The organism is Acetobacter garciniae, from assembly GCF_017377735.1.
Classification (GTDB): domain Bacteria; phylum Pseudomonadota; class Alphaproteobacteria; order Acetobacterales; family Acetobacteraceae; genus Acetobacter; species Acetobacter garciniae.
The window spans coordinates 190,202-212,787 of record NZ_JAFVMH010000003.1 but is presented as its reverse complement, the minus strand read 5'-3'; the positions used below and the strand labels follow the sequence as shown (position 1 = coordinate 212,787).

General features: G+C 65.2%; 19 protein-coding genes, 1 tRNA gene and 1 pseudogene. 16 read left to right on the top strand and 5 right to left on the bottom strand.

Annotation, left to right across the window (positions count from 1 at the left end; genetic code table 11):
• Nucleotides 1–29: 29 nt before the first annotated feature.
• From J2D77_RS08570 to J2D77_RS08500, 15 genes and pseudogenes are all read left to right on the top strand, one after another.
• Nucleotides 30–1,070, top strand: a complete 1,041-nt coding sequence (locus J2D77_RS08570; RefSeq protein WP_331000086.1) for an HAD family hydrolase — start codon at nt 30–32, stop codon at nt 1,068–1,070.
• Between the two features lie 103 nt (nt 1,071–1,173).
• On the top strand, nt 1,174–1,881 hold the full coding sequence (gene pgl, locus J2D77_RS08565; protein WP_207845981.1) for a 6-phosphogluconolactonase: 708 nt from the start codon (nt 1,174–1,176) through the stop codon (nt 1,879–1,881).
• 112 nt (nt 1,882–1,993) lie between these two features.
• Nucleotides 1,994–2,698 (top strand): annotated as a pseudogene (gene rpiA / locus J2D77_RS08560) (ribose-5-phosphate isomerase RpiA); the annotation flags it as partial.
• A gap of 39 nt (nt 2,699–2,737) precedes the next feature.
• The gene (locus tag J2D77_RS08555) at nt 2,738–3,304 is read left to right on the top strand and encodes a gluconokinase (protein ID WP_207845980.1); all 567 of its coding nucleotides are present in this window, start codon (nt 2,738–2,740) and stop codon (nt 3,302–3,304) included.
• Nucleotides 3,305–3,350: 46 nt separating this feature from the next.
• A complete protein-coding gene (locus J2D77_RS08550) occupies nt 3,351–3,578 on the top strand; it encodes a hypothetical protein (RefSeq protein ID WP_207845851.1) in 228 nt (75 codons plus the stop codon).
• Nucleotides 3,579–3,723: 145 nt separating this feature from the next.
• Nucleotides 3,724–4,917 (top strand): TroA family protein, encoded by a 1,194-nt coding sequence (locus J2D77_RS08545; protein WP_230975663.1) that lies wholly within the window; start codon nt 3,724–3,726, stop codon nt 4,915–4,917.
• Nucleotides 4,918–5,301: 384 nt separating this feature from the next.
• Entirely contained in the window at nt 5,302–6,348 is a 1,047-nt protein-coding gene (locus tag J2D77_RS08540) for a glycosyltransferase family protein (protein ID WP_207845850.1), read from the top strand.
• The gene (locus tag J2D77_RS08535; protein ID WP_207845849.1) at nt 6,342–7,583 is read left to right on the top strand and encodes an O-antigen ligase family protein; all 1,242 of its coding nucleotides are present in this window, start codon (nt 6,342–6,344) and stop codon (nt 7,581–7,583) included. The genes J2D77_RS08540 and J2D77_RS08535 overlap by 7 nt, the downstream gene beginning before the upstream one ends.
• Before the next feature lie 124 nt (nt 7,584–7,707).
• A complete protein-coding gene (locus tag J2D77_RS08530; RefSeq protein WP_207845848.1) occupies nt 7,708–9,480 on the top strand; it encodes a chloride channel protein in 1,773 nt (590 codons plus the stop codon).
• A 258-nt stretch (nt 9,481–9,738) separates the two neighbouring features.
• On the top strand, nt 9,739–10,761 hold the full coding sequence (locus J2D77_RS08525) for an NAD(P)H-quinone oxidoreductase (protein WP_230975662.1): 1,023 nt from the start codon (nt 9,739–9,741) through the stop codon (nt 10,759–10,761).
• A gap of 78 nt (nt 10,762–10,839) precedes the next feature.
• A complete protein-coding gene (locus J2D77_RS08520) occupies nt 10,840–11,562 on the top strand; it encodes a YggS family pyridoxal phosphate-dependent enzyme (protein WP_207845847.1) in 723 nt (240 codons plus the stop codon).
• Nucleotides 11,563–11,699: 137 nt separating this feature from the next.
• The gene (locus tag J2D77_RS08515) at nt 11,700–13,970 is read left to right on the top strand and encodes a KUP/HAK/KT family potassium transporter (RefSeq protein ID WP_230975661.1); all 2,271 of its coding nucleotides are present in this window, start codon (nt 11,700–11,702) and stop codon (nt 13,968–13,970) included.
• Complete coding sequence (gene hemW / locus J2D77_RS08510) at nt 13,970–15,190, top strand: radical SAM family heme chaperone HemW (RefSeq protein WP_207845977.1); 1,221 nt, start codon at nt 13,970–13,972, stop codon at nt 15,188–15,190. Before J2D77_RS08515 ends, hemW begins: the two co-directional genes overlap by 1 nt.
• Before the next feature lie 95 nt (nt 15,191–15,285).
• The gene (locus J2D77_RS08505) at nt 15,286–15,717 is read left to right on the top strand and encodes a DUF1489 family protein (RefSeq protein ID WP_207845846.1); all 432 of its coding nucleotides are present in this window, start codon (nt 15,286–15,288) and stop codon (nt 15,715–15,717) included.
• Between the two features lie 287 nt (nt 15,718–16,004).
• A tRNA-Glu gene (locus J2D77_RS08500) sits at nt 16,005–16,080 on the top strand.
• A gap of 348 nt (nt 16,081–16,428) precedes the next feature.
• Here the strand turns inward: J2D77_RS08500 and J2D77_RS08495 are convergent.
• The gene (locus J2D77_RS08495) at nt 16,429–17,022 is read right to left on the bottom strand and encodes a hypothetical protein (protein WP_207845845.1); all 594 of its coding nucleotides are present in this window, start codon (nt 17,020–17,022) and stop codon (nt 16,429–16,431) included.
• 209 nt (nt 17,023–17,231) lie between these two features.
• A complete protein-coding gene (locus J2D77_RS08490) occupies nt 17,232–18,923 on the bottom strand; it encodes a Hint domain-containing protein (RefSeq protein WP_207845844.1) in 1,692 nt (563 codons plus the stop codon).
• A 359-nt stretch (nt 18,924–19,282) separates the two neighbouring features.
• Here J2D77_RS08490 and J2D77_RS08485 point away from each other — a divergent pair, with 359 nt between their 5' ends.
• Nucleotides 19,283–20,647 (top strand): amidase, encoded by a 1,365-nt coding sequence (locus J2D77_RS08485; RefSeq protein ID WP_207845976.1) that lies wholly within the window; start codon nt 19,283–19,285, stop codon nt 20,645–20,647.
• Between the two features lie 51 nt (nt 20,648–20,698).
• Here the strand turns inward: J2D77_RS08485 and J2D77_RS08480 are convergent, their stop codons facing one another.
• The 3 genes from J2D77_RS08480 to J2D77_RS08470 form a co-directional block, all read right to left on the bottom strand.
• On the bottom strand, nt 20,699–20,863 hold the full coding sequence (locus tag J2D77_RS08480) for a hypothetical protein (protein WP_207845843.1): 165 nt from the start codon (nt 20,861–20,863) through the stop codon (nt 20,699–20,701).
• A 153-nt stretch (nt 20,864–21,016) separates the two neighbouring features.
• On the bottom strand, nt 21,017–21,154 hold the full coding sequence (locus J2D77_RS08475; RefSeq protein ID WP_207845842.1) for a hypothetical protein: 138 nt from the start codon (nt 21,152–21,154) through the stop codon (nt 21,017–21,019).
• Nucleotides 21,155–21,601: 447 nt separating this feature from the next.
• Entirely contained in the window at nt 21,602–22,408 is an 807-nt protein-coding gene (locus J2D77_RS08470) for an SDR family NAD(P)-dependent oxidoreductase (protein WP_207845841.1), read from the bottom strand.
• Nucleotides 22,409–22,586: the final 178 nt, after the last annotated feature.

Genomic DNA, 22,586 nt, shown 5'->3' with positions numbered 1-22,586 from the left:
GCACCGTTCATGCTACCCCCAAAACGGATGTGAACGCACAGCCCGCCATGGCGGGGGAAGGCAGCATGACAACCCATACGCAGGCCCCGGACCACACGACAACGCCCCGGCACCCGCCGGGCGGGGACATTGCGCAGACCCATACCCCCTCTGCCCCCGCCGGGCCCTGTGTGCAGGTGCCCGGGCGTGTGGGGCCGAGTGCGCGCATAAGCCTTGTCGTGTCGGACATGGATGGCACGTTGCTGACCCCGCAAAAGCAGGTGACCCCGCGCGCGCAGGCCGCAGCACGCGCGCTGCGGGCGGCGGGCGTGCCGCTCTGCCTGGTCAGCAGCCGCCCGCCCGGCGGGATGGAGATGTATTTCGACCAGTTGGGAATAGACACACCCTATGGCGCGCTGAACGGCGGCACCATTTTCAATGCCGACGGCACCATCCGCTCCAGCCTGGTGCTGGACCCGCATGCGGTGCGCGAGGCATTGCGCATTCTGCAAAGCCGTTCGCTGGAAGCATGGCTGTTCAAGGGCCATGGCTGGCTGGTGGATAACCGGCTGGGCGATTACGTGCAGGCCGAAAGCAATGCCGTGCGCATGACCCCAACCGTGGTGCCCGACCTTGCGGCGCATGTACATGATGTGGGCAAGATTACCGGTTCCTCCACCGATTTCGAGGCCATCGCGCGGCAGGAGGTCGAAATGGGCCGCCTGCTGGCCGGGCGCGCCAGTGTGGCACGGTGCAGCCGGTGGTTTCTGGATATTACGCCCCCGCAGGCCACCAAGGGCCACGCGGTACGCCATCTGGCCGCCCTGTATGGCGTGGGGGTGGAAAACGTCGCCTGTATTGGCGATATGGTGAATGACGTGCCCATGCTGTCCATTGCAGGGCTGTCCATCGCCATGGGGCAGGCCCTGCCCGATGTGCGGGCGAAAGCGCATTACACCACCGCCCCCAACACCGAAGATGGCTGGGCCCGCGCGATGGAAGACCTGGTCCTGCCGCGCTGCGTGCCCCCGCCCCGGCAGCCGCCAGCCAAACGCCATGCCACGCCCCCCACCCATGCAGGACAAGGCTGACCCCATGCCCCAGCACCCCGCTGACACCCCATCCATCGCAGCGCAGCCCGGCACTTCTCCGGCTGAAAGCGGCGCGGCCTCCGCCAGTGCCGTTACGGGTGAGATGCGGGTCTTCCCCACGGGAAAGGCGTTGATCGAAGCGCTGGCGGACCACCTGCTGGCCCTGGCCCTTGAACCGTCGGACAGGCCTTTTCGCATGGCGCTAAGCGGCGGGTCCACGCCGCAGCGCCTGTATACGCTGATGGCAAGCCCCCCTTACGCCCAGCGCTTTCCCTGGCAGCGCATGCAGTTTTTCGTGGGCGATGACCGGTTTGTCCCCCACGACCATGCCGACAGCAATGCGGGCATGTTCACCCGCCTGCTCTTCGCGCATGTGCCCGTGCCCGGGGACAATATCTTCCTCATGCCCGACAGCGGCGCGGCCGAGGATGCGGCCCGCACGTATGAAGCGACATTGCGCAGGCTCTACGGCGGGGCCGACCTGCTGCCCGGCAAACCGCTGTTCGATGTGAACCTGCTGGGGCTGGGCACGGACGGGCATACTGCCTCGCTCTTTCCCGGCCAGGCGGTGCTGGACGAACGCCGTGCCTGGGTGGGCACCTGCACGCCCGCCACCGCCCCGCATACGCGCCTGACCCTGACGTACCCGTGCCTGCATGCCAGCCGGCATGTGATCTTCCTGGCCGAAGGGGCGGCCAAGGCCCCGGTCCTGGCCCGCGTGCGCGCGGGTGACACCGCCTGCCCGGCCGCGGCCATAACCGCCATGGGCGATGTCACCTGGTTTGTGGACCAGCTTGCCGCATCGGGATAAACACGCGCCCAATGACCGCATGCCCCCGGCCTGCCCGAGCAGCCGGAGCAGCCGCAGCAGCCGCCGACACGCATCGAACCCGCACCGCCAACCACAGTACAAGGATACATCCATGAGCAGCCCCCCGCCCGATCCCGCGGCCGCCTTCAAGCAGCAGGCCGCCATTGCCGCCGCCGCCCTGGTCCGTGACGGCATGGCCGTAGGCCTTGGCACCGGGTCCACCGCCAAGTTCGTGGTGGCGGAGCTGGGCCGCCGCGTGCGGGAGGAAGGCTTGCGTATCCGCGCCATTCCCACATCCGTCGTGACCGAAAAGCAGGCGCGCGAGGAAGGCATTGCCCTGACCACCTTCGGCGAACAGCCCGAACTGGACATTGCCATAGACGGAGCTGACGAGATCGAACCGCGCACGCTCAACCTCATCAAGGGGCTGGGTGGCGCGCTGTTGTGGGAAAAGATCGTGGCGGCCGCGGCAAGGCAGTTCGTGGTGGTGGCCGATGCCAGCAAATATGTCGATCACCTGGGTGCGCGCTGCCCGCTGCCGGTCGAGGTCATTCCCTTCGGCTGGGAAAACACCGCCCGCAAGCTGGGCGAACTGGGCGCGCGCGTGACCCCGCGCCGCCTGCGCGACGGGTCCTTTTTCCTCACGGATGAGAAAAACCTGATCCTGGACTGCGTCTTCGGCCCCATGACGCAGCCTGAAGACACCGCGAAGGCCATTACCGACATTGTGGGCGTGGTCGAACACGGACTGTTCCTGCACATGGCCACACAAACCATTACGGCCGGACCGGAGGGGATAAAAATCCTGACCCCCGAAGCGGGACCGGCAGCGACGGCGACGGCCCAAACTGCCGCGATGTCCACGCCCCCGCACGCACCCCAGCCCGCGGCGCGCGGGATTGCGCCACGGCTGATTGTCATCATGGGGGTATGCGGTTCGGGCAAGTCCACCGTGGCCGAAGGGCTGCACAATGAACTGGGCTGGCCCTGGCAGGATGCGGATGTGCTGCACAGCCCGCAGAACCGCGCCAAAATGGCGGCGGGCGTGCCCCTGGTCGATCAGGACCGGCAGGACTGGCTGAACCAGTGCCATGCCTGGCTGGAACACTGCGCGGCGCAGGGCAACGGGGGTATTCTGGCGTGTTCGGCGCTCAAGCGGGCGTATCGCGACAAGCTGCGCCGCAACGGGCTGAACCCGCTGTTCATCTACCTGCATGCCGATGTTCAGGTGCTCAACACCCGGCTGGAAGCACGGGGCGGTCATTTCATGCCGGCAAGCCTGCTGCCCAGCCAGCTTGAAACGCTGGAACCCCCCGCACCGGATGAAGACGCCTGGTCCTTTTCCACCCTGTATCAACCTGCCGAAACCATTGCGCAGATCCTCAGCAAGCTCAGGGATCCCGCAAGCAGGCCGCAGGACTGATACGCACGGTTTTCCACCCCACCTGAACGCGCGGGAGTAACGTATCATGGGGCATAATTACGCCAGGCCGCTGACCACGGCGCAGAAAATGGAACGCCTGCTCGAGCGTATTCCGCCGTCATGGTCGGTGGTGGTGGAACGCCGCGCGGGGGAGGCCACATGGCGCGCACTGGCCCAGGCCCCCGGGCAGGACGGTGCGTGGAGCGACCCCGCCCCGGACCCCGCCACCGCACTGGAAGACACCTGGCGGCGCAACCGCACCGTAACCGTCTGAGGCCGCCGCAGGCCGCAAGAGACCAGACAGGGCATGTGGGGGCGCCGCGCAGGCTGGCAGGGAACCGCAATGCGCGGATCAGGGAGCTGGTCTTGCAAGCCCCCTGTCCATATCCTAGCGTATATAAAACAGGATAGGCGACACCATGCTTTCCCACCTTGCCCGATCAGCCCGCCTTGCGCCCGCGCGCCTTCTTTCGGCCTGCCTTGTGCCGCGGGGCCGTGGGCGGACGCCCCTTCCTCCGTCCGGTGCCACAGGGTGGAGTGTAACACGCGGGGCTGCGGGCCCGGGCGGGGGGCTGGTGCTGCGTCGGGCCGGCACCTGTCTTGTCCCGCTTTCCCTTGTTCTTGCACTGGGCGCAGCGCCCGCCGGGGCGGCCAGCCCCGCACCTGCGGCGGAGCGAACAGTCACCGACATGGCGGGGGCTGCCGTCACGATCAGGCCCGGCCCCACGCCCATTGCCGATCTGTGGTTTGCCCATAACGAAATTACCGTCATGCTGGGGGCGGCCGATCGCATCGTGGTTTCAGCCGAAAACCCCAGGGACCGGCCCTGGCTGTTTCGCGTAGCCCCCGTCCTGCTGCGGGCTGAAACCGGTATCAAACCCGACAGTGCAAGTGCGGAGGACCTTCTGGCCCGCCATGTGGGGCTGGTTTTCGTCCCCTCCCGCGCCAAGGCGGAAGACCTGCGCCGCACCGGCCTGCCCGCCTTGGCGGCGGAATACATGACCCTGCCGAACATGCTGCGTTCGCTGGACATGACAGCCCAGGCCCTGGGCACGGACCAGGCCGCCGGCACCGCCCGGCTTTACCGCCAGAAAATGGATGCCATCACCACGCTGCTGAGCCAGCGCCTGGCCCATCTGGCCGAGAACGAGAAGCCGCGCGTGCTGCATATCGCACGGCTTGAACCCTTGCAGATCGATGGCACCGACACGCTGATCGATGCCTGGATCCAGGCGGCAGGCGGGCGCAACGCAGCAACCGTCAGCGGCAACCACCGCCCCGTCACGTTCGAGCAGATCGCGGCATGGAACCCCGATGCGGTGATCGTGGATGCGGGTGTGGCCGACATTCCCGCAACCTCCCCGCTGCGCGCGCTGGCGGCGTATCGCAACGGCCACTGGTGGCGCAGCCCCCGCGGCGTGTTCGCCTGGGACCGCTACGGGGCCGAGGTACTGCTGCAACTGCAATGGGCCGCACAGCACCTGCACCCCACCCTGTTCACCGACCTGGACATTGCCGCCGCCACAAGGGATTTTTATCAGACGTTCTTCCACTACGCCCTGAGTGCCGACGAAACGACGCGCATTCTGCACGCCCTGCCCCCACCCGCCTGAAGGACGGGCAGGCCCGGGACTTTGACCACGGACCGGCAGCCAGCATACCACTCCCATCCCGCGGGGGCGGAGCCATCAAGGGGCTTGTGGCTGCGCACCCGGGCCGTAACCGCACGGGGCTTGGGGCAATACCCCGGCCCCGCCACGCCGGATTGGCAGGCGGCGCGTTTGACCCTATTCTCGATGCGGAACGGATTGCCCCGCAGGGTCGCACAGCCGTGTACCGGGCATAAACCGTGCGGGATCAGGCTATTGGCGATGTCTTTTTTAAAAAGGACCGGATAAAAGACCCCCATTCACTCTCCGGGTCGGGCCAGCATGGTACGTCATCCCGGGCCAGCCTCCTGCGACACGCCGTGCCGCGCCATGTGACAGAGAGACAGGATGACCTTTTCCCCCCTGACCATCGTTCATGTCGGTGACATGCCGACCGGCATACGCCTCTCGCCTGCGCATTCCATCCAGTTGAAGCTGTCGAACGGCCTGACACGGCTTGGCCACCTCGTTCTCAATTTCTCGGACCGCGACGTTGCCCGCGCCAAGTCCTGGACCGGCAGCCGCAAGTTCGGCCGCCGTGCCGTCAATGCGGCCCTGCTCGCCTTCTGCCGCCACCACCGGCCCGATATCCTGCTGCTGGGCCATGCGGACATGATCGGTGCCGAAACGGTGGCCGCCATCCGGGCGGAGATCAAACCCCTGCGCGTGGGCCAGTGGAATGCCGACCCCCTGTTCGAACCCGATAACATCCGCCGCCTGCGCAGCAAGTTCGACGTGGTGGATGTCACCTTCATTACCACGGCGGGCGCACCCCTTGCCGCCCTGCGCGCGGGCGGGCACGCCATGAGCTTCATGCCCAACCCGGTGGATGCGTCCATAGAAAAAGGCCGCGCGGACCTGCTGCGCGACGCACCGTTCGACCTGTTCTACGCCTGCGGCAACCCCGGCGTGCCCCCGCGCGAAATCTGCGGCAGGACGTGGAACATGAACGATTTTTGCAACATGCTGGCCACCCGCCTGCCCAGCCTGCGCATGAAGCTGCCGGGCATCAACAACGCGCCCCATCTCAAGGCCGCGGCCTACCAGCAAGCACTAGAGCAGAGTGCGATCGGGCTGAACATTTCGCGCCGGGCGGATTTTCCGCTGTACAGTTCGGACCGGCTGGCACAGATCGTGGGCAATGGCTGTGTCGTGGCCATGGAACGCGCCACCGGATACAATGCGTATTTCAGCGACGATGAAATGCTGTTCTTCTCGACCGTGGATGAACTGTGCGAAAAACTCGCTTACCTGGCGCAGGACCGCGACGCACGCATGCGCATGGGAACGGCCGGGCGGGCGCGCTACATGGAGCGGTTCAACGAACGCGCCGTGGCGGCCCATATGCTCGCGGTGCTGACCGGCACCCGCCCGCCTGAAGACATGCCATGGTAAGCCTGGCGGCAAGCCGGCCTGCAAGCCTGCTCAGGGCCGGATATAGACGCTGGCTCACCCTGTGGCGGACTGACCGCAGAACCCTGCTGCACGAACAGATCCTGGCGGTCATTGGGGCGGGGTTCCTGCTTTCGCCCGAACCCGTCTGGTCGGATTTCTTTTACGTTCTGGTGCTGCCTCTTGCCCTTTCGCTGGCCTGGCGGGCCCGCGCGGGCCTGGACCTGCGGCGCATGTCGCCCGTCCTGCTGGCGGGCAGCGTGCTGATCCTGTGGCTGGCCACCACATTGTTGTGGGACCCGCCCACCCTGGCCCAGCCGGGCAAGCTGGCCCTGTGGCTGTGGAACGTGTTTTGCACGCTGATCTATATCCATGCCCTGGCCGACGCCCTGGAAACGGATGCCACATTCCGCCCCCGGATCACGCGTGTGATGGCGCTGGCGGGGCTGGCCAACATGGCCATCAGCTTCGCCCGGCTGGGCCTGCACCCTGCAATGGCGTGGGCGGGCGACGTGCTGCGCATGAATGGCTGGGCGGAAACGCGCCACCCGATCATGGGGGCAATCGTCATCGGCATTGTGGTGCTCATGGCGCTGGACCGCGCTTTGCGCGTGGGCGGGTGGTATTACTGGCTGGCCGCCCTTGCGGGGCTTGTCTTTATTGTCCTGACCGGCAGCCGTGGGCCGGAAGGGGCGATCTGTGTTTCGGCCAGCGTGCTGCTGGGCCTGACACGCCCGCGGCTTATTCTGGTCATCGGCCTGGCGACCCTGCTGGCCCTGGGCCTGTTCGCCTGCCTGGACTGGCCCCTGCTGCACCATCTGGTGGCGGGGCATGTGGCGCGCGGGGATTCGCACCGCCTGGCCATATGGGCGCGGTCCTGGCACGATATCTGCCAGAAGCCGTGGTTCGGCCATGGTCCGGGCTACCTGCTGGCAGGCCCGCATTCGGAATCCTTCCCCCATAACCTGCTGCTGTCCACCTGGCTGTATGGCGGCATAATCGGGGTGGGGCTGCTGGGCCTGTACGCGGTGCTGGTGACACGGCGCGCGCTGGGTACCGCCAACCGGGCGGACCGCGCGCTCAACGTGGCCCTGCTGGTGCAGGTGGGGCTGAGCGCGATGACCGATTTCAGCCAGGTGATCAAGGGCCCGAGCCTGATGTGGTATATCTTCTGGCTGCCCACCCTGTTCGCGGCAAGCGCCGCCCAGACACGGGAACACACCCGGGATCAGGCGTAAAAATCCGGTACAGGGGGCAGGCGATCCGCCTAACCGCCCACGCAACGCAGCAGGCCCCGCCCCGGCGTGTGACGGTTCGATGTCCGTGTTGCGTGGCCGAGTGTCATGCTGATATGGCTGAAGCATGACCGCCCTGCTGGAGCACCTGCGTACCCACCGCACGCCCACGCGCCTGCTTGTCGCCCTGCGCGCACTGGTCAGGACGGATTCGCTGTGGCTGGTGTTCCTGGCCTGCATAACCGGCACGCTGGCGGGGCTTGCCGTCACGGTCATTACCTATACCACCCTGTTCGCGCACCATCTGCTGGCCCCCGGGCACGGGCGGCTTTCGGGGCTGGCAAGCCTGACACCGTGGCGCGCACTGGGCATTCCCACGCTGGGAGGGCTGCTGCTGGGGCTGTGGCATTACCGCGCCAACCGCCACGGTCGCCCCCCCCGCCCGGTTGACCCGATCGAGGCCAACGCCCTGCATGGGGGGCGCATGTCGCTGCGGGACAGCCTTGTGGTGACGGGGCAGACCATCCTTTCGAACGGGTGCGGGGCATCGCTGGGGCTGGAGGCCGGATTCAGCCAGATCGGCGGGGCCTTTGGCTCACGCATCGGGCGAAACCTGCGCCTGCACCGTGCGGATGTGCGCCTGCTGGTGGGGGCGGGCACGGCCGGGGCCATCGGGGCCGCGTTCGACGCCCCGCTGGCAGGAGCTTTCTATGCATTCGAACTGATTATCGGCTCCTACGCCTATCCGCTGCTGGCCCCCATTGCCAGCGCCACCTTATGCGCGCTGGCGGTGGTGCACCTGACCGGGGCGACACTGCCCGCCATGGTCATTGACACCCCCACCACCGTGGCCCCGCCGGCCTACCCACTGCTGGCCGTCCTTGGCGTGGCGGCCGCGCTGATCGGCGTGGCGCTGATGAAAAGTGTGGCCGCGACCGAAGCCCTGCTGCGCCGCCTTGTCAGGCCCGACTGGCTGCGCCCGGCCGTGGGCGGGCTGCTGGTGGGGCTTTTGGCCCTGCTGTCGCCCTCGGTCCTGTCATCGGGGCATATGGCCATGCGGGCGGGGCTGGTCCATGCGCCGGGGCTGTCCCTTGCGCTGTGGCTTTTGCTGCTCAAGGCCGTGGCCTCCTCCATTTCGGTGGGGGCGGGGTTCCGCGGCGGGCTGTTTTTTGCCTCACTCTACCTGGGCGTGCTGGCGGGGGCGGCCTTCGCCAGCGTGACGGCCCCCTTCATGCCCCTGCCCGTGACCTTATGCACGGTGGCGGGCATGTGCGCGCTGGCCACCACCATTATCGGCGGCCCGCTGACCATGATCCTGCTGGCACTGGAGACCACCCACAGCCCGGGCATGACAGCCGCCGTGGCCCTGACCGCCATTGTCGCATCGCTGACGGTGCGGCGCATTTTCGGCTACACCTTTGCCACCTGGCGCTTCCATCTGCGGGGGGAGAACATTCGCTCCGGCGTGGACGTGGGGTGGATGCGCTCGCTTACGGTGGCACGCATGATGCGCCCGATCGTGGACAGCCTGCCCGCCGACATGCCCATCGCCACCGCCCGCACCAGTTTTGCCGGGCGCATGCCGCGCTATGTCGTGCTGCTGGACGCGGATGGACGTTATGCCGGGCTAGTGGAAGGCACACGGATCGTAACGCTGGACACACGGGCCGAGCAGCCGCTTTCGGACCTGGCCGAAGCCACGCATGAAGTGCTGACCCCGCAGTCCTGCGTGGCCGAAGCCGTGGCCACGTTCGAACGCACGAGCTACCCCGCCCTGGCCGTGGTGGGGCCGCAGGGCCAGGTCGTGGGCCTGCTGAGCGAGCGCTACGTGCTGCGCCGCTATGCCGAGGAACTCGAACGCACCCGCCGCGACCTGGCGGGCGAAAAATACGCCCGCTAGCGCGGTACCCCCACCCCCCAAAACCCGAACGCCTGGGACGCCTGGGACGCCTGGGACGCCTGGGACGCCTGGGACGCCCGCAATGCCACCAGCCCCGCATCGTCACAAGGCAGGGAACGCCCGGAAACCCCCAACGCCGTGCCACCCACAAGGGCACGGGTGGGCCTGTAGCAGGGACGTGAACAGCCCCACCCCTTTCATACCGGGCTGGGCGGCCCCATACTTCGTAACTCGTTTTCCTTCATATCCGGCCCCGCCATGACCCAGAATCCTGCCGTTCCCTCCACCATGAAAGCCGTCTGCTTCGCCGAACCGGGCGAGGCCAGCGTGCTGCATACCGAAACCATAGCCGTGCCCCAGCCCGGCCGGGGCGAGGTGCTGGTACGCGTCATGGCCGCGGGCGTGAATCGCCCCGATATCATGCAGCGCAAGGGCCTGTATCCGCCCCCGCCCGGTGCCTGCCCCCGGCTGGGGCTGGAAATCGCAGGGGAGGTCGTGGCCTGTGGCCTGCCGCAGGAAGGCACGCCCATGCCCGCAATCGGCACCCGCGTATGTGCGCTGGCCAATGGCGGGGGGTATGCCGAATACTGCCTGGTGCCTGCCGGGCAATGCCTGCCCTGGCCCAAGGGGTTTGACGCGCTCCAGGCCGCAGCCCTGCCCGAGACCTATTTTACCGTCTGGTCCAACCTGTTCATGCCCGCAATCCCCCCTGCGGGCACGCGCGTGCTGATCCACGGCGGCACGAGCGGGATCGGCACCACCGCCATCCAGCTTGTGCGCGCTTTTGGCGGGCAGGCTTTCACCACGGCGGGTTCGGCGGAAAAATGCGCCCTGTGCGAAACGCTGGGGGCCACGGCCATCAACTACCGCGAGGAAGATTTCCAGGCCCGCATTACCGAACTGACCAAGGGCGAAGGGGTGAATGTCATCCTGGACATGATCGGGGGGGCGTATTTCAACCGCAACCTCAAATCCCTGTCCATGGACGGGCGGCTGGTCATTATCGCCCTGCAGGGCGGGGCCAAGGCCGAACAGGCGGATCTGGTGCGGATCATGACCCGGCGGCTGGTGGTGACCGGCAGCAACCTGCGCCCGCGCGACAGTGGCAGCAAGGCCCGCATCGCGCGCGACCTGCACACCCATGTCTGGCCCTTGCTGGAGGCCGGAACGGTCAAGCCGCTGGTCCATGCGGTGTTCAAGCTGGACGATGCCGCCGCCGCCCATAAATGCATGGAAGATGGCGGGCATAGCGGGAAGATCATGCTGGACGTGGCAGGCTGAACGCGCCGGCCTGACCACCGCCGTGAACACGCGCCGCGGGCTTGACCGCGCGCGCGTCTTCACGGATTCTGGACGGCGATGAGTGTTCCAGCCCCACCCGCCCCGTCCGATGTGGGCCAGCGCCTGCTGGCCATTCGTGCCCGCATGGACAACGCCGCCCGCGCGGCAGGCCGTGACCCGGCCAGCGTAGCGCTGGTTGCGGTCTCTAAATTCCATCCGGCAGAAGCGGTGCGCCAGGCCATTGCGGCGGGCCAGCATGTGTTCGGTGAAAACCGCGTGCAGGAAGCCGCAGCCAAGTTCCCCGCCCTGCGCGCGGCCACACCGGCGCTGCGCCTGCACCTGATCGGCGGGCTACAGACCAACAAGGCGCGTGAGGCAGTCCGGATCGCGGACATGATCGAAAGCCTGGACCGCCCGGTTCTGGCCGACGCACTGGACCGCGCGGCCCAGGCCGAAGGCCGCCTGCCCGACCTGCTGGTGGAAGTGAACACCGGGGACGAGCCGCAGAAATTCGGTGTGCCCCGTGAGCAGGCGGACAGCTTTATCCGCACCTGCCGCCAACGCTTTGGCGCATCCCTGCGCGGGCTGATGTGCATTCCGCCCGCGGGGCAGGACCCGGTGCCGCATTTCCAGCTTTTGCGCGCCATGGCCCACGAACATAGCCTGTCCGTGCTGTCCATGGGCATGTCGGCCGATTTCGAGCAGGCCATCGCTCAGGGGGCGACCCTTGTGCGGGTCGGCAGCGCCATATTCGGGCCCCGCCCGGCAACGGAACCCCCGGCGACACAGCCAGGGGCCTAGGCAACACCCCAGCCTCAGGGCCGGCATCAGGCCGGGCGGCATGGGCGGGCAGCCGGTATGCCTTGCCTCGTGCCTGTGGGCCGCTTATGCAGGACAAACCGGACCCGCCCTATTTTTGACGTAAAGCCCGAGGCCTCATGACAGACCCCGCCACTCCGCCCAACGGTACACCCAACGGACCCGCGACACCTGGTTCCGCCGGACGTGCTTCGGCGGGCGCTTCTGCAAACACACCCCCGGCAGGGCCCGGCGCGAATACCTCCACCGGGGCCGCCACAGGCAGCGCGGGGAACGGCAGCGCGGGCACACCGGGGGCTGCGGCCGGCACAGGGAGCACGGGCACGGCTGGCAGCAGCCCCGCCGTAACGGGCACAGGTGGTGCAACTGGCGCGCCCTCCGCTGCAAATGCCGCTTCAGCCGCCCCATCGCCCGCGGCCAGTGCCACGGGCGGCAAAGCGGGAGCCGCTGACGGCCACAAGCCCGATGGCGCGGCAGGCGAGCCCCGGCGGGTAGCGGAATTCGACGCCGACCAGCCCCAGCACACCACGGCCCCGGTCGGCTTTGCCGCCCTGCTGAGCGTGCTGGGCGTGGTGTATGGCGATATCGGCACCAGCCCGCTTTATGCGTTCCGCTCCACGGTAGAGGTGATTTCGGGCCATCATCAGGTCGCCCCGTGGGAGATCATGGGCGTTGCCAGCCTGATCTTCTGGACGCTGATCCTGGTCGTGACCGTCAAATACGTGCTGCTGATCATGCGCGCCGACCATAATGGCGAAGGCGGGATCCTGGCCATCATGTCGCTGGCCCAGCGTGTGTCCTCCAGCGCGCGAACGCGACTGGTGCTGGCCATGGTGGGCATTGTCGGCACCTGCCTGTTCTTCGGCGACGGGATCATCACCCCCGCCATTTCGGTTCTTTCAGCGGTCGAGGGGGTGGAGATCAGCATTCCCGCCGCCCATGACCTGGTCATACCCGTGGCCGTTCTGGTCATTATCAGCCTGTTCAGCGTACAGTGGCTGGGCACGGGGCGGGTCGGCACCATATTCGGCCCCATCATGCTGCTGTGGTTCGGAACGCTGGGCGGGGTCGGCATTGTCGAAATCCTGCACCACCCGCATATCCTGCTGGCCCTGTCCCCCACCTATGCGATGGAATTCGTGTTCTATCACGGCAGGCTGTCCTTCCTGGCGCTGGGTTCGGTCGTGCTGTGCGTAACCGGGGCGGAAGCGCTTTACGCCGATATGGGGCATTTCGGCCGCGCGCCCATTCGCTGGGCGTGGCTGTTCTTCGTGCTGCCCATGCTGGTGCTCAACTATTTCGGCCAGGCGGCCCTTGTCATCGCCGACCCCAAGGCGCTGGCCAATCCGTTCTTCCTGCTCTGCCCGCACTGGATGCAGGGGCCCATGGTGGTGCTGTCCACGCTGGCCACGGTCATTGCCAGCCAGGCCGGTATTTCGGGCGGGTTTTCGATGTGCCGCCAGCTTATCCAGCTTGGCTACATGCCGCGCCTGCGCATTACCCACACCAACGCGGAAGAGGAAGGCCAGATCTACCTGCCCGACTTCAACCGCTTCCTGGCCGTGGGTGCGGTGCTGCTGGTGCTGGCCTTCCGCAGTTCCGATGCCCTGGCTTCGGCCTATGGCATTGCGGTGACGGGCACGTTCATCTGCACCTCCATCCTAGCGATTGTGGTCTTCCGGCGGCATTTCAACTGGCCGGCCTGGCAGGTGGGGGCGGTTTTCGGCGGCTTCATGCTGCTGGACGGCACGTTCTTCACCGCCAATGCGCTCAAGATCCCCGATGGCGGCTGGGTGCCCGTGCTGCTGGGCTGCACGCTTACGCTGATGATGACGACCTGGAAAAAAGGGCGCGGCCTTATTATCGCCCGCCAGCGCCAGGACAGCCTGCCCATGGGCAGCTTTATCGCCCGGCTGCCGCAGTCGCGCACCATCCGCGTGCCCGGCATGGCCGTGTTCATGACCAGCACGCCCGACTTCGTGCCGCCCTGCCTTTTGCATAACCTGCGCCACAACAAGATCCTGCATGACCACGTCCTGTTCGTGACCGTGCAGAACCTGGACCAGCCCGAAGCCGAACGCGGCCACCGTGTCACGGTGGAGGAACTGGCCCCCGACATCTACCGCGTGATCCTGCGCTACGGGTTCATGGAAATGCCCAACATCCCCCGCGCCCTTGAAGAACTGCGCGCCAATGGCGTGAACTTCGACGCGCTCCAGGCGTCCTACTTCACCTCACGCGAATTGATCACCCGGTCCTCCGTGCCGCGCATGTCGCGCTGGCGCATGTCCATTTTCATGTTCATGTTCCGCAACTCCACCTCCTCCATGGAATTCTTCCGCATTCCGCCGGACCGCGTGGTGGAACTGGGCGTGAAGGTCGCAATCTGATTACGGAACGTCCCGGCGGGGCGGACGAGCCTCTCGCCCTTTACATCCACTGGCCGTTCTGCCTGGCCAAATGCCCGTATTGCGACTTCAATTCGCATGTGCGCGAGGTTATTCCCCAGGCGCGATTCGCCGCCGCCCTGCGCGCCGAACTGGCGCATGAAGCCGCACGGCTTGGCAGGCGGCGGCTGACCTCCATTTTCTTTGGCGGCGGCACGCCATCGCTCATGGCGCCCGATACCGTGGCCGCCCTGATCCAGGACGCCACCACCCTGTTCGACCCCGCCCCCGGGCTTGAAATCACGCTGGAGGCCAACCCTACCAGCGTGGAGGCAGGCCGCCTGCACGGCTTTGCGCAGGCGGGGGTCAACCGTGTCTCCCTGGGTGTGCAGGCACTGGACGATGCGGCACTGCGTTTTCTGGGCCGCGAACATTCCGCCCCACAGGCCCTGGCCGCACTGGAGACGGCGCGCGCTTTGTTCCCCCGCGTGACCTTCGACCTGATCTACGCCCGCCCCGGCCAGAGCCTGGCCGCCTGGCGGCAGGAACTGCGCACCGCACTGGAACTGGTGGCGGACCATGTCTCGCTCTACCAGTTGACGATCGAACCCGGCACCAAGTTCGAGGCACTGTATCGCGCCAATACCTTCACCCTGCCCGATGACGACACCGCCGCCGCCCTGTACGACGCCACGGCCGAGATTACCCAGGCCCATGGGCTGGAAGCCTATGAAGTGTCCAACTATGCCCGCCCGGGACATGAAAGCCGCCATAACCTGACCTATTGGCGGTATGGCGACTATCTGGGCCTGGGCCCCGGCGCCCACGGCCGGCTGAGCCTTGACGGTGCGCTATACGCCACCCGCCGCCACCGCGCGCCCGAACCCTGGGCCGAGCGGGTGGAACGCACCGGCACCGGGCAGACCACGCAGGAAGCACTAAGCCCCACCGAACGCGCGCGCGAAATGCTGCTGATGGGCCTGCGCGTGCTCGAAGGCATAAAGCTGGACCGCTTCAGCGCGCGCACGGGCCTGAGACTGGACCAGGCGGTAGACCCCACCATTCTGGCCGCCGCCCTGGAAGAAGGCTACCTGACGCTGGATAGCGCGGATACGAACGTCCCAGCCGATCCCACCTGCACCGTCCAACCCGCGCAAACCCTGCGGGCCACGCCACAGGGGCGGCTGCGGCTGGAAGCCCTGCTGGGAGCACTGGTCCTGTAGCCTCGCAGGGGTCGGCCCGTGTCGGGCATATACTTGGGCCTGCGTCGCATCCTTCCACCCTTTGCCGCGACACGGACTGCGCCTATGCTGGGGCCATGCTGAACCTTATCAAGCTTGTTGTCGGCGTTGCATCGCTGGAAGACCTGGTGGCGCGGCAGAAACTTGCGCACAATACCCGCCAGATCGACGGCCACGCCGAACGGCTGCCCGTGGTGCATACGCGCGCCTTCCCCCGCCAGGCCGAAACCCTGCTGGCCGGTGGTTCGCTCTACCGCGTGATCGGCGGGCTGATCCTGTGCCGGCAGGAACTGCGCGACATCCGCACCGAAACGCGCGAGGATGGAACAAACGGCACGCTGCTGCTGCTGTCCCCCCGCATCATCCCGGTGGAGCCCCGCCCCATGCGCCCGTTCCAGGGCTGGCGCTATCTCAACGCCGCCGACGCGCCGCCGGACCTGACCCACGCCCCCACGACGGCCCCCCTGCCCACGCCCCTGCTCAAAGCACTGACCCAACTGGGCCTGTAGGCACGCCTGGATCAGGCACGGCCAAGGGAAAAGCGTGAAGGCCTGCCGCCCGAGCGCAGAACGGCGCTGAATGGCCTGAACGCGCCAAGACCGGTTCAGACCGCCATCCGCGCGGACGACCGCCGCCCCCACCCGGTGACCACGCCCCGTGACCACGCCCGTGTTTGAAGCGCCGGGGCGCGCCGCGCAGCCCGTTATGCGGGTCTTTGAAAAAACTGCAAAAAAGAGTTTCTTGACGCTTGACGCTCCCGAGAAACCTCTCTAAACGAAGCGTCAACAACGCCTCTGTCCCGTTCGTCTAGAGGCCTAGGACACTGCCCTTTCACGGCGGCAACACGGGTTCGAATCCCGTACGGGACACCACTCACTTTCAGTGAGTGATTATGCTGGCAACAATCTGAACATCGCGATCTGTCATATAGTATGCGCCTGCCGGAACGGTAGACGAGCAGAGCCCCTTCGTGTTCAGACGATACCAGCGTTGACGCGCTCTTACCCGCATGCCACCGCTCCTTGATGCTTATAAAAGCAGGCGTAAACATCGTCTTGCGCACCATGCTGGGCAATAACACGCAAATTCATAAAAGTTTTCTATGAAGCTTTTTCAAAAAGCTTGAGGGACCGTCGCTTTTTTGAAGAAAGCAGGCCCCAAAACTTTATCCTTTTTATCAACGGGGTATTTTAAACCTGCGCCGGATGAGACGAACACGATCATTCATCTGGCGGCGTATTTGAAAAACACCTCGCAACACGCTCGACAATGGGCTTGTATTTATCTCTCTCGCTAATGGGATATTCTATTTCAAAAACAACGAACTGATAATCCTGCCTTATTATTTTTTCGTAAAATTCTTTTGCTATGCCGTCATTTCCCGAAAATACGGCCCAATTTTTTCGTATGACGTCATAGGTTATTTTTCCTTTTCGACCTTTCATATATGAACTTTCATCGTTCACGAGTTCCGGCAGGGACGATTTCACCGTTTCCTTGCCGTGTTCCAGCCGAAAATAACTCCGCTCGAATATTGACAGTGCACCTCCATCGGAGGCTGAAAATCGTTGTTCATCCGCAAAATCACGCGTCGCCTGTCCCTTTAGAAGCCGGGACGGATAACAAATTGCATAATGGTTACTGGGTTCCCGTACGTCATCCAGCCCTCGTCGTCCTGCGGGGACGCAGCGGACGCCAGATGAGATATCTTTATGAATACAAAGCATGAAATCAGAAAAAGAAAGATTCGTCCCTGCCTCAAACAGCTCACGCCACTTCCCCTGTTCGCGCTCAAATCCGCCGGATATCTTCAAAAACCGTCTTATCCTATCAGATAGACGTATCGAAGACATGATGACGTGACACCACGTTATGCATTCTTGAATATTCGTGCAGCAGGGAACGGCCTTGCGGTCAACGGGGCTGAGCGCGACAGCCCGGCCTTACGGGGTTTTCACCCGTACGGACCTGCCGCGGTCGCTTTGTACCAAGGGCGGAAACTGAACTTTCTCGGCGGAACGGTTCAGGCGGATCGGGCTTCGGCCAGGGGTGCATCGGCTTCGACGATATAGGGCCCACCTGCCATGAGCTGGATGCTCAGCATCGCACCTGCCTGCGCAAGGCCATCGCCCAGTGGCAGGGTCGCGTTGCCTGTGGTCCAGCGGAACGGGGCAGTTTCGGACTCGGCCCAGCCGGGCAGGTCCGCCGTGGTCAGGTGGCTGTCGATCGGGCAGGTGGTATTGGCCTTGTGCAGGGTGACTTCCCCGACCAGAACGCCAAGGTTGCGCCTATCATCGACAAAAGGCCCGATAATCCGGGATGGTTTTGCGGTTCGTGAGACAAGCCTGACCGACCCGACCCCGCTGGGCAGCATGAACAGGGCATGACCATGCACCATGCGGGTGGGGTGAATGCTCTGCCCGCGATCCGTCACAAGATGCAGGTCGGAATGGGCATTCAGGGCCGGCGGCGCGGTCTGCGCGGCATAGCCAAGCACCCCGGCGCGGGCTTGCAGTTTGCGGAACAGGGGTTCCACATGCTCGCGGCTGACGTTCAGCGGGGCTGCGGCATCCTGCGACCAGTTGCGCACACGCCCGCCAATGCTGACCACAGCCCCGGTCTGACGGAACGCCTTGCGATTGCCGGTGTCGAGATAGCTTTCGCTGAGCACGCCGTCGGCCCGGATGACAGAATGCGCCTGGGTTTCGACATGATAATACGTGTAGGATGTCAGGGAACGGTCGTAAAAAATGGAGCGGCCATTGACCAGCATCCGAACGGGCACGAATGTTCCGTTCAGGAACAGGCAGTGTTCCGGTGTTATCAGCATGTCCTTGTACGGCACGCCATCCGCGATCGCATCGCGCAGGATACGCACGGGATAGCCTGCCTCGTCATCGGGCAGGTGGGGGCGGACCGTCGCCCGCGCCGTGCCCACCCATGTGACGGGGCGTATGTCCTCCGCCCCGTCCACGTACGCGACAAGCCTGTCGCCTATGCGCAGATCCTCCACCGCGACATCGCCCGATGGGGTGTGGATCATGGAGCCCGTCAGGTAGCAGATCAGGATACCGCCGCTGCCGTCGGGGTTGGACGTGCTGGTCCAGGTCGTGAATGTCAGGCCCGTGGGGTCCAGGCCGAACGGGTTGCCGCTGATCACCAGGCTTGGGCCCAGGCTGACATTGATCAGCCCGATAAGATTGAGGTCCAGCCCGATTGTCGTCTGGTTCGTAAGCGGATCGTAGTGACCGTAGGTGATGGTTGAATCGGGAAAATCGACCGTGAAATTGGACGGCGCGGTCGTGGTGGTGTTGCCGTTCTGGTCAACGAAATTGACGGGAAAAGACAGGACGCCAAGCCCCAGGAGGGAGGAATCCACCTTGATGGTCCCGCCATCAGGCCCGATCGAGATACTGTTGAGCGCATCGATATTGGCGATGTTGGAGGACAGTTCCAGCGTGCCGCCATCCACAATGACACCGGACAAGGCCTTGAGCGAGGCAAGCCCGCCCCCGACCACTGCAGTCGCGCCGTTTTCGACCACGATCTTGCTGAGCGCCTGCGCATCGGCCAGGTCGCTGAGATTGACTACGACCGGATCGCCCGCCGGGGTGCCTGCGTCCTTCGTAATCAGGATATTGCCGCCAACGGCAAGATTGAGCAGGTCCGATACGGAATAATCGATGGTCTGGTTGAACAGGAGATTGATCGCCATACCGGATACTCCTCGTGAAAGATTGCTTCTTTGAAAAAGAGTGACAACAGGCCGGTATTTGGCAACAACAAACTCGGCGCAGGAGCATTTTTACCGATTTTTTGACGCAACACTCCCCAAACCGCTGCCTGGTGGTTCGTGCCTTGACGGAGCGCACCCCTTTCAAAACCCTTTCCCGATGTCTTGACGCATGGAGCAAAATGCCCGGACCATGATACCAGCCCCATCCTGTGGGGGGCCCGTCCCGGCCGATTTGATCGGCCCGCGACCATGCGGCGTATTGATAGGGCGTGGGATGTATGAAAAAGGAATGGGGCGGGGTGCCGCCTCGCTCCGCCAACGATACGGAATTTCGCACCATGCAGCCTTCTTCCCCCATGACATTGCTCCAGGCCGCACAAGCCCTGGCTTCTGGCCGCGTAAGCAGCCGCACCCTGGTGGAAGCTGCGCTGGCCCGTATTGCCGACCCGCAGGGCGAAGGCGCGCGCACGTTCATGAGCGTGCATGCCGAACAGGTGCGTGCGCAGGCCGACACTGTGGACACCCAGCGCAAGGCCGGGCGTGCACCTTCTGCCGTGGCCGGGGTGCCGGTTTCGGTCAAGGACCTGTTCGATGAAGCAGGAAATGTGACCCGCGCGGGCTCCACCGTGCTGGCCGATGCCCCAGCCGCCGCCACGGACGCCCCCGCCATTGCCCGCCTGAAAGCCGCTGGCCTGCTGGGCATGGGCCGGACGACCATGACCGAATTTGCCTTTTCCGGCGTGGGGATCAACCCGCATTACGGCACGCCCGCCAACCCCTGGCGGCGCGAGGACAGGCGTATTCCCGGCGGGTCGTCATCCGGGGCGGCCATATCCGTGACCGACGGCATGGCCTTTGTCGGCATTGGCAGCGATACGGGGGGGTCATGTCGTATTCCCGCCGCCCTGACGGGGCTGGTGGGCTACAAGCCAACGGCTGCGCGTATTTCCACCGACGGCACGGTGCCGCTTTCCACCACGCTGGATTCCGTCGGCAGCCTGGGCCGCAGCGTGGCCTGCTGCTGGGCCGCCGACAGCCTGATGGCCACCGGCACCCTGAACCTGCCAGATGCCCCAAGCGGGCGCGACGGCGGCACCCCAAGGCTGGGGATCTTGAATACGCTGGTGCTGGACGGCATGGACGACACCGTCGCCCGCACGTGGGAGACCTGCCTGCGCACCCTGTCGGCCAAGGGCGTGGGTCTGGAGGAATTTGCGTGCCCGCCGGTGACCGATATCGCCACGGCCAATGGCAAGGGTGGGTTTACGGCGGCGGAATCGCTGGCATGGCACCTGCCTTTGCTGCAAGCGCATGAACAGCAGTACGACCCCTTTGTGCTGCGGCGTATCCTGCGGGGCCGTGAGCAGAGTGCGACGGATTATATTACCCTGCTGGCCACACGTACGCGGCTGATCCGCCAGGCCGCGGATATCATGCAGCACTACGATGCGGTGATCCTGCCCACCGTGCCGATCATCGCCCCGACGATCGACAGCCTTGCGGATGACGCGCATTACGCCGCCATCAACCTGCTGCTGCTGCGCAATACGGCTATCGCGAATTTTCTGGACCTGTGCGCCATCAGCCTGCCCATCCACATACCGGGAGAGGCCCCGGTGGGGCTGATGCTGATGGGCCGCAACGGGGGGGATACCGCGTTGTTCCACCTGGCTGCCCGGATCGAACGCCTGCTCAAAGCCTGACACAAACGCGCCGCGCAAAAGCCCGCCGGAAACGGACCACCGCAGACCGGGCTATTCCGCCTGCCGACCCACCACGGCATTGGCCTCGCGGATCGCGCGGCCCTCATTGCCGGTGCGATCCAGCGTTTCGTTGGCGACCTTGGCCCAGAGCTGCTTCAGTTCCTGCGTATCGGCCTTGTGCGTATGCTTGGGCGCATCGTCCGGGGTCCATGGCATGGGGTCGTACTCCCGCTGCTGGTGGTTTTTCCTTTCAGAAAGGATGTGCAGCCGCCCCGGCAAAATCAAGCCCGGGCCGCCCCAAAACGACAGGCCGGCGCCGATCAGGCATGCCCGCCCTGGCTACCCCTGCCAGAGATTGCGCCGTATGGCTCAGTACCGGAACAGGCAGGATGCGGCATCCGACAGGGCGGACAGGCTCAGCCCATGGGGGTCACCCAGGCAGACCGCCAGCAACGCAACCCCTGCGACCACGCAGGCCGCAGCCCCTTCGCGCATATAAATCGCCATGCGTTGTTCCCTCCGTTCTCCACCTGTCTGGCTGCGGGAGCCTCTGCCACCACGCTGGGCAGGCTTTTCAACCCATGGACAGGTGGTTCTCTAATTCCACATATATGAACGCATTATGGATGCGCTTGTAAACGATATATGATCGTTGAATTTTGGTATGTCAATATTATCCGATCTGAAAACGACTATATGCCCCTATACTGTGTATAATCGTTTTCCTGCACGTGCTTTAAAGGCACTGTCCCGCGTTCCGGCCACGCAGGCGCATGCCAGCGTGTAAAACTGCCGGTTTCCCGGCGAATCCTGCGCAGCAGCAGCCCCATATATTATACGATTTTTATTCGCCATTAATTTGCGACGGCAGGGGCGACATGACCCTACCTGCCGTGATCTGGCGCTACCAAAAGGGGGCATAGGCCTGCCCCCGTCCTGGCAGGGCCGGGGCGTTCAGCCCATCGTGCGGTCGACCGCCAGCCCGGCCGATGCCTGGCAGATCGGCATCATCTCGACCATGTTGATGTTGACATGGGCCGGCAGGTTCACCACCCAGGATACGGTTTCGGCTATATCCTCGGGCAGGAGCGGCTTGGTCTTGTCGTAGACGGCCTCGGCCTTTGCAGCATCGCGCAGGCGCACCAGACTGAACTCGCTCCCGCCGCACAGGCCGGGGGCCACGTTGGTCACCCTGACGGCGCGCCCCAGCAGGTCGCTGCGCAGGTTTTGCGAAAACTGGGCGACAAACGCCTTGGTGGCCCCGTACACATTCGCGCCCGGATAGGCATAGCGCCCCGCCGTGCTGCCCAGCATGACAATATGCCCGCGATTGCGTTCGACCATGCCGGGCAGGAGCGCGCGCGTCATTTCCACCACACCGCTGACATTGGTGGCGATCATGGTCTCCCAATCGTCGCTGTCGGCCTGCCAGGCCTTGTCCAGCCCGAGTGCAAGCCCGGCATTATTCACCAGCACATCCACCGCGCGCCAGGCTTCGGGCAGGCTGGCGGGCAAAGCGCGTATGGCGGCATGATCGGTCACGTCCAGTTCCAGCGGCAGGACGGCACTGCCCAGTTCCCGGGCCAGGGCGTCCAGCCGGTTCTGCCGCCGGGCGGTGGCGATCACGCCAAAGCCGTCCTGCACCAGGCGGCGGGTAATGGCGGCACCGAACCCGGCGGAAGCCCCGGTTACCAGCGCGATGCGAGACGGGGGCGTGGCCGGGGCACCGGTGCGGGATGGCGCGGTTGCTGTGTCTGTCATGTCTTTACACACCTGTTGTTGGGGGCCGGGGCAAAAGCCGCGTGCCTGGGGCCTTGCGCGTCATGCAGGGCGGCTTTGTGCCGGGGCCTTGTGGAAACCATGGGCCAAGTCTATCAGCAGCCGGGCCGATAAGGCCAATTTTGCGCGGAGGCCGTGGTGCGGCCGCCATTGGGTAGCG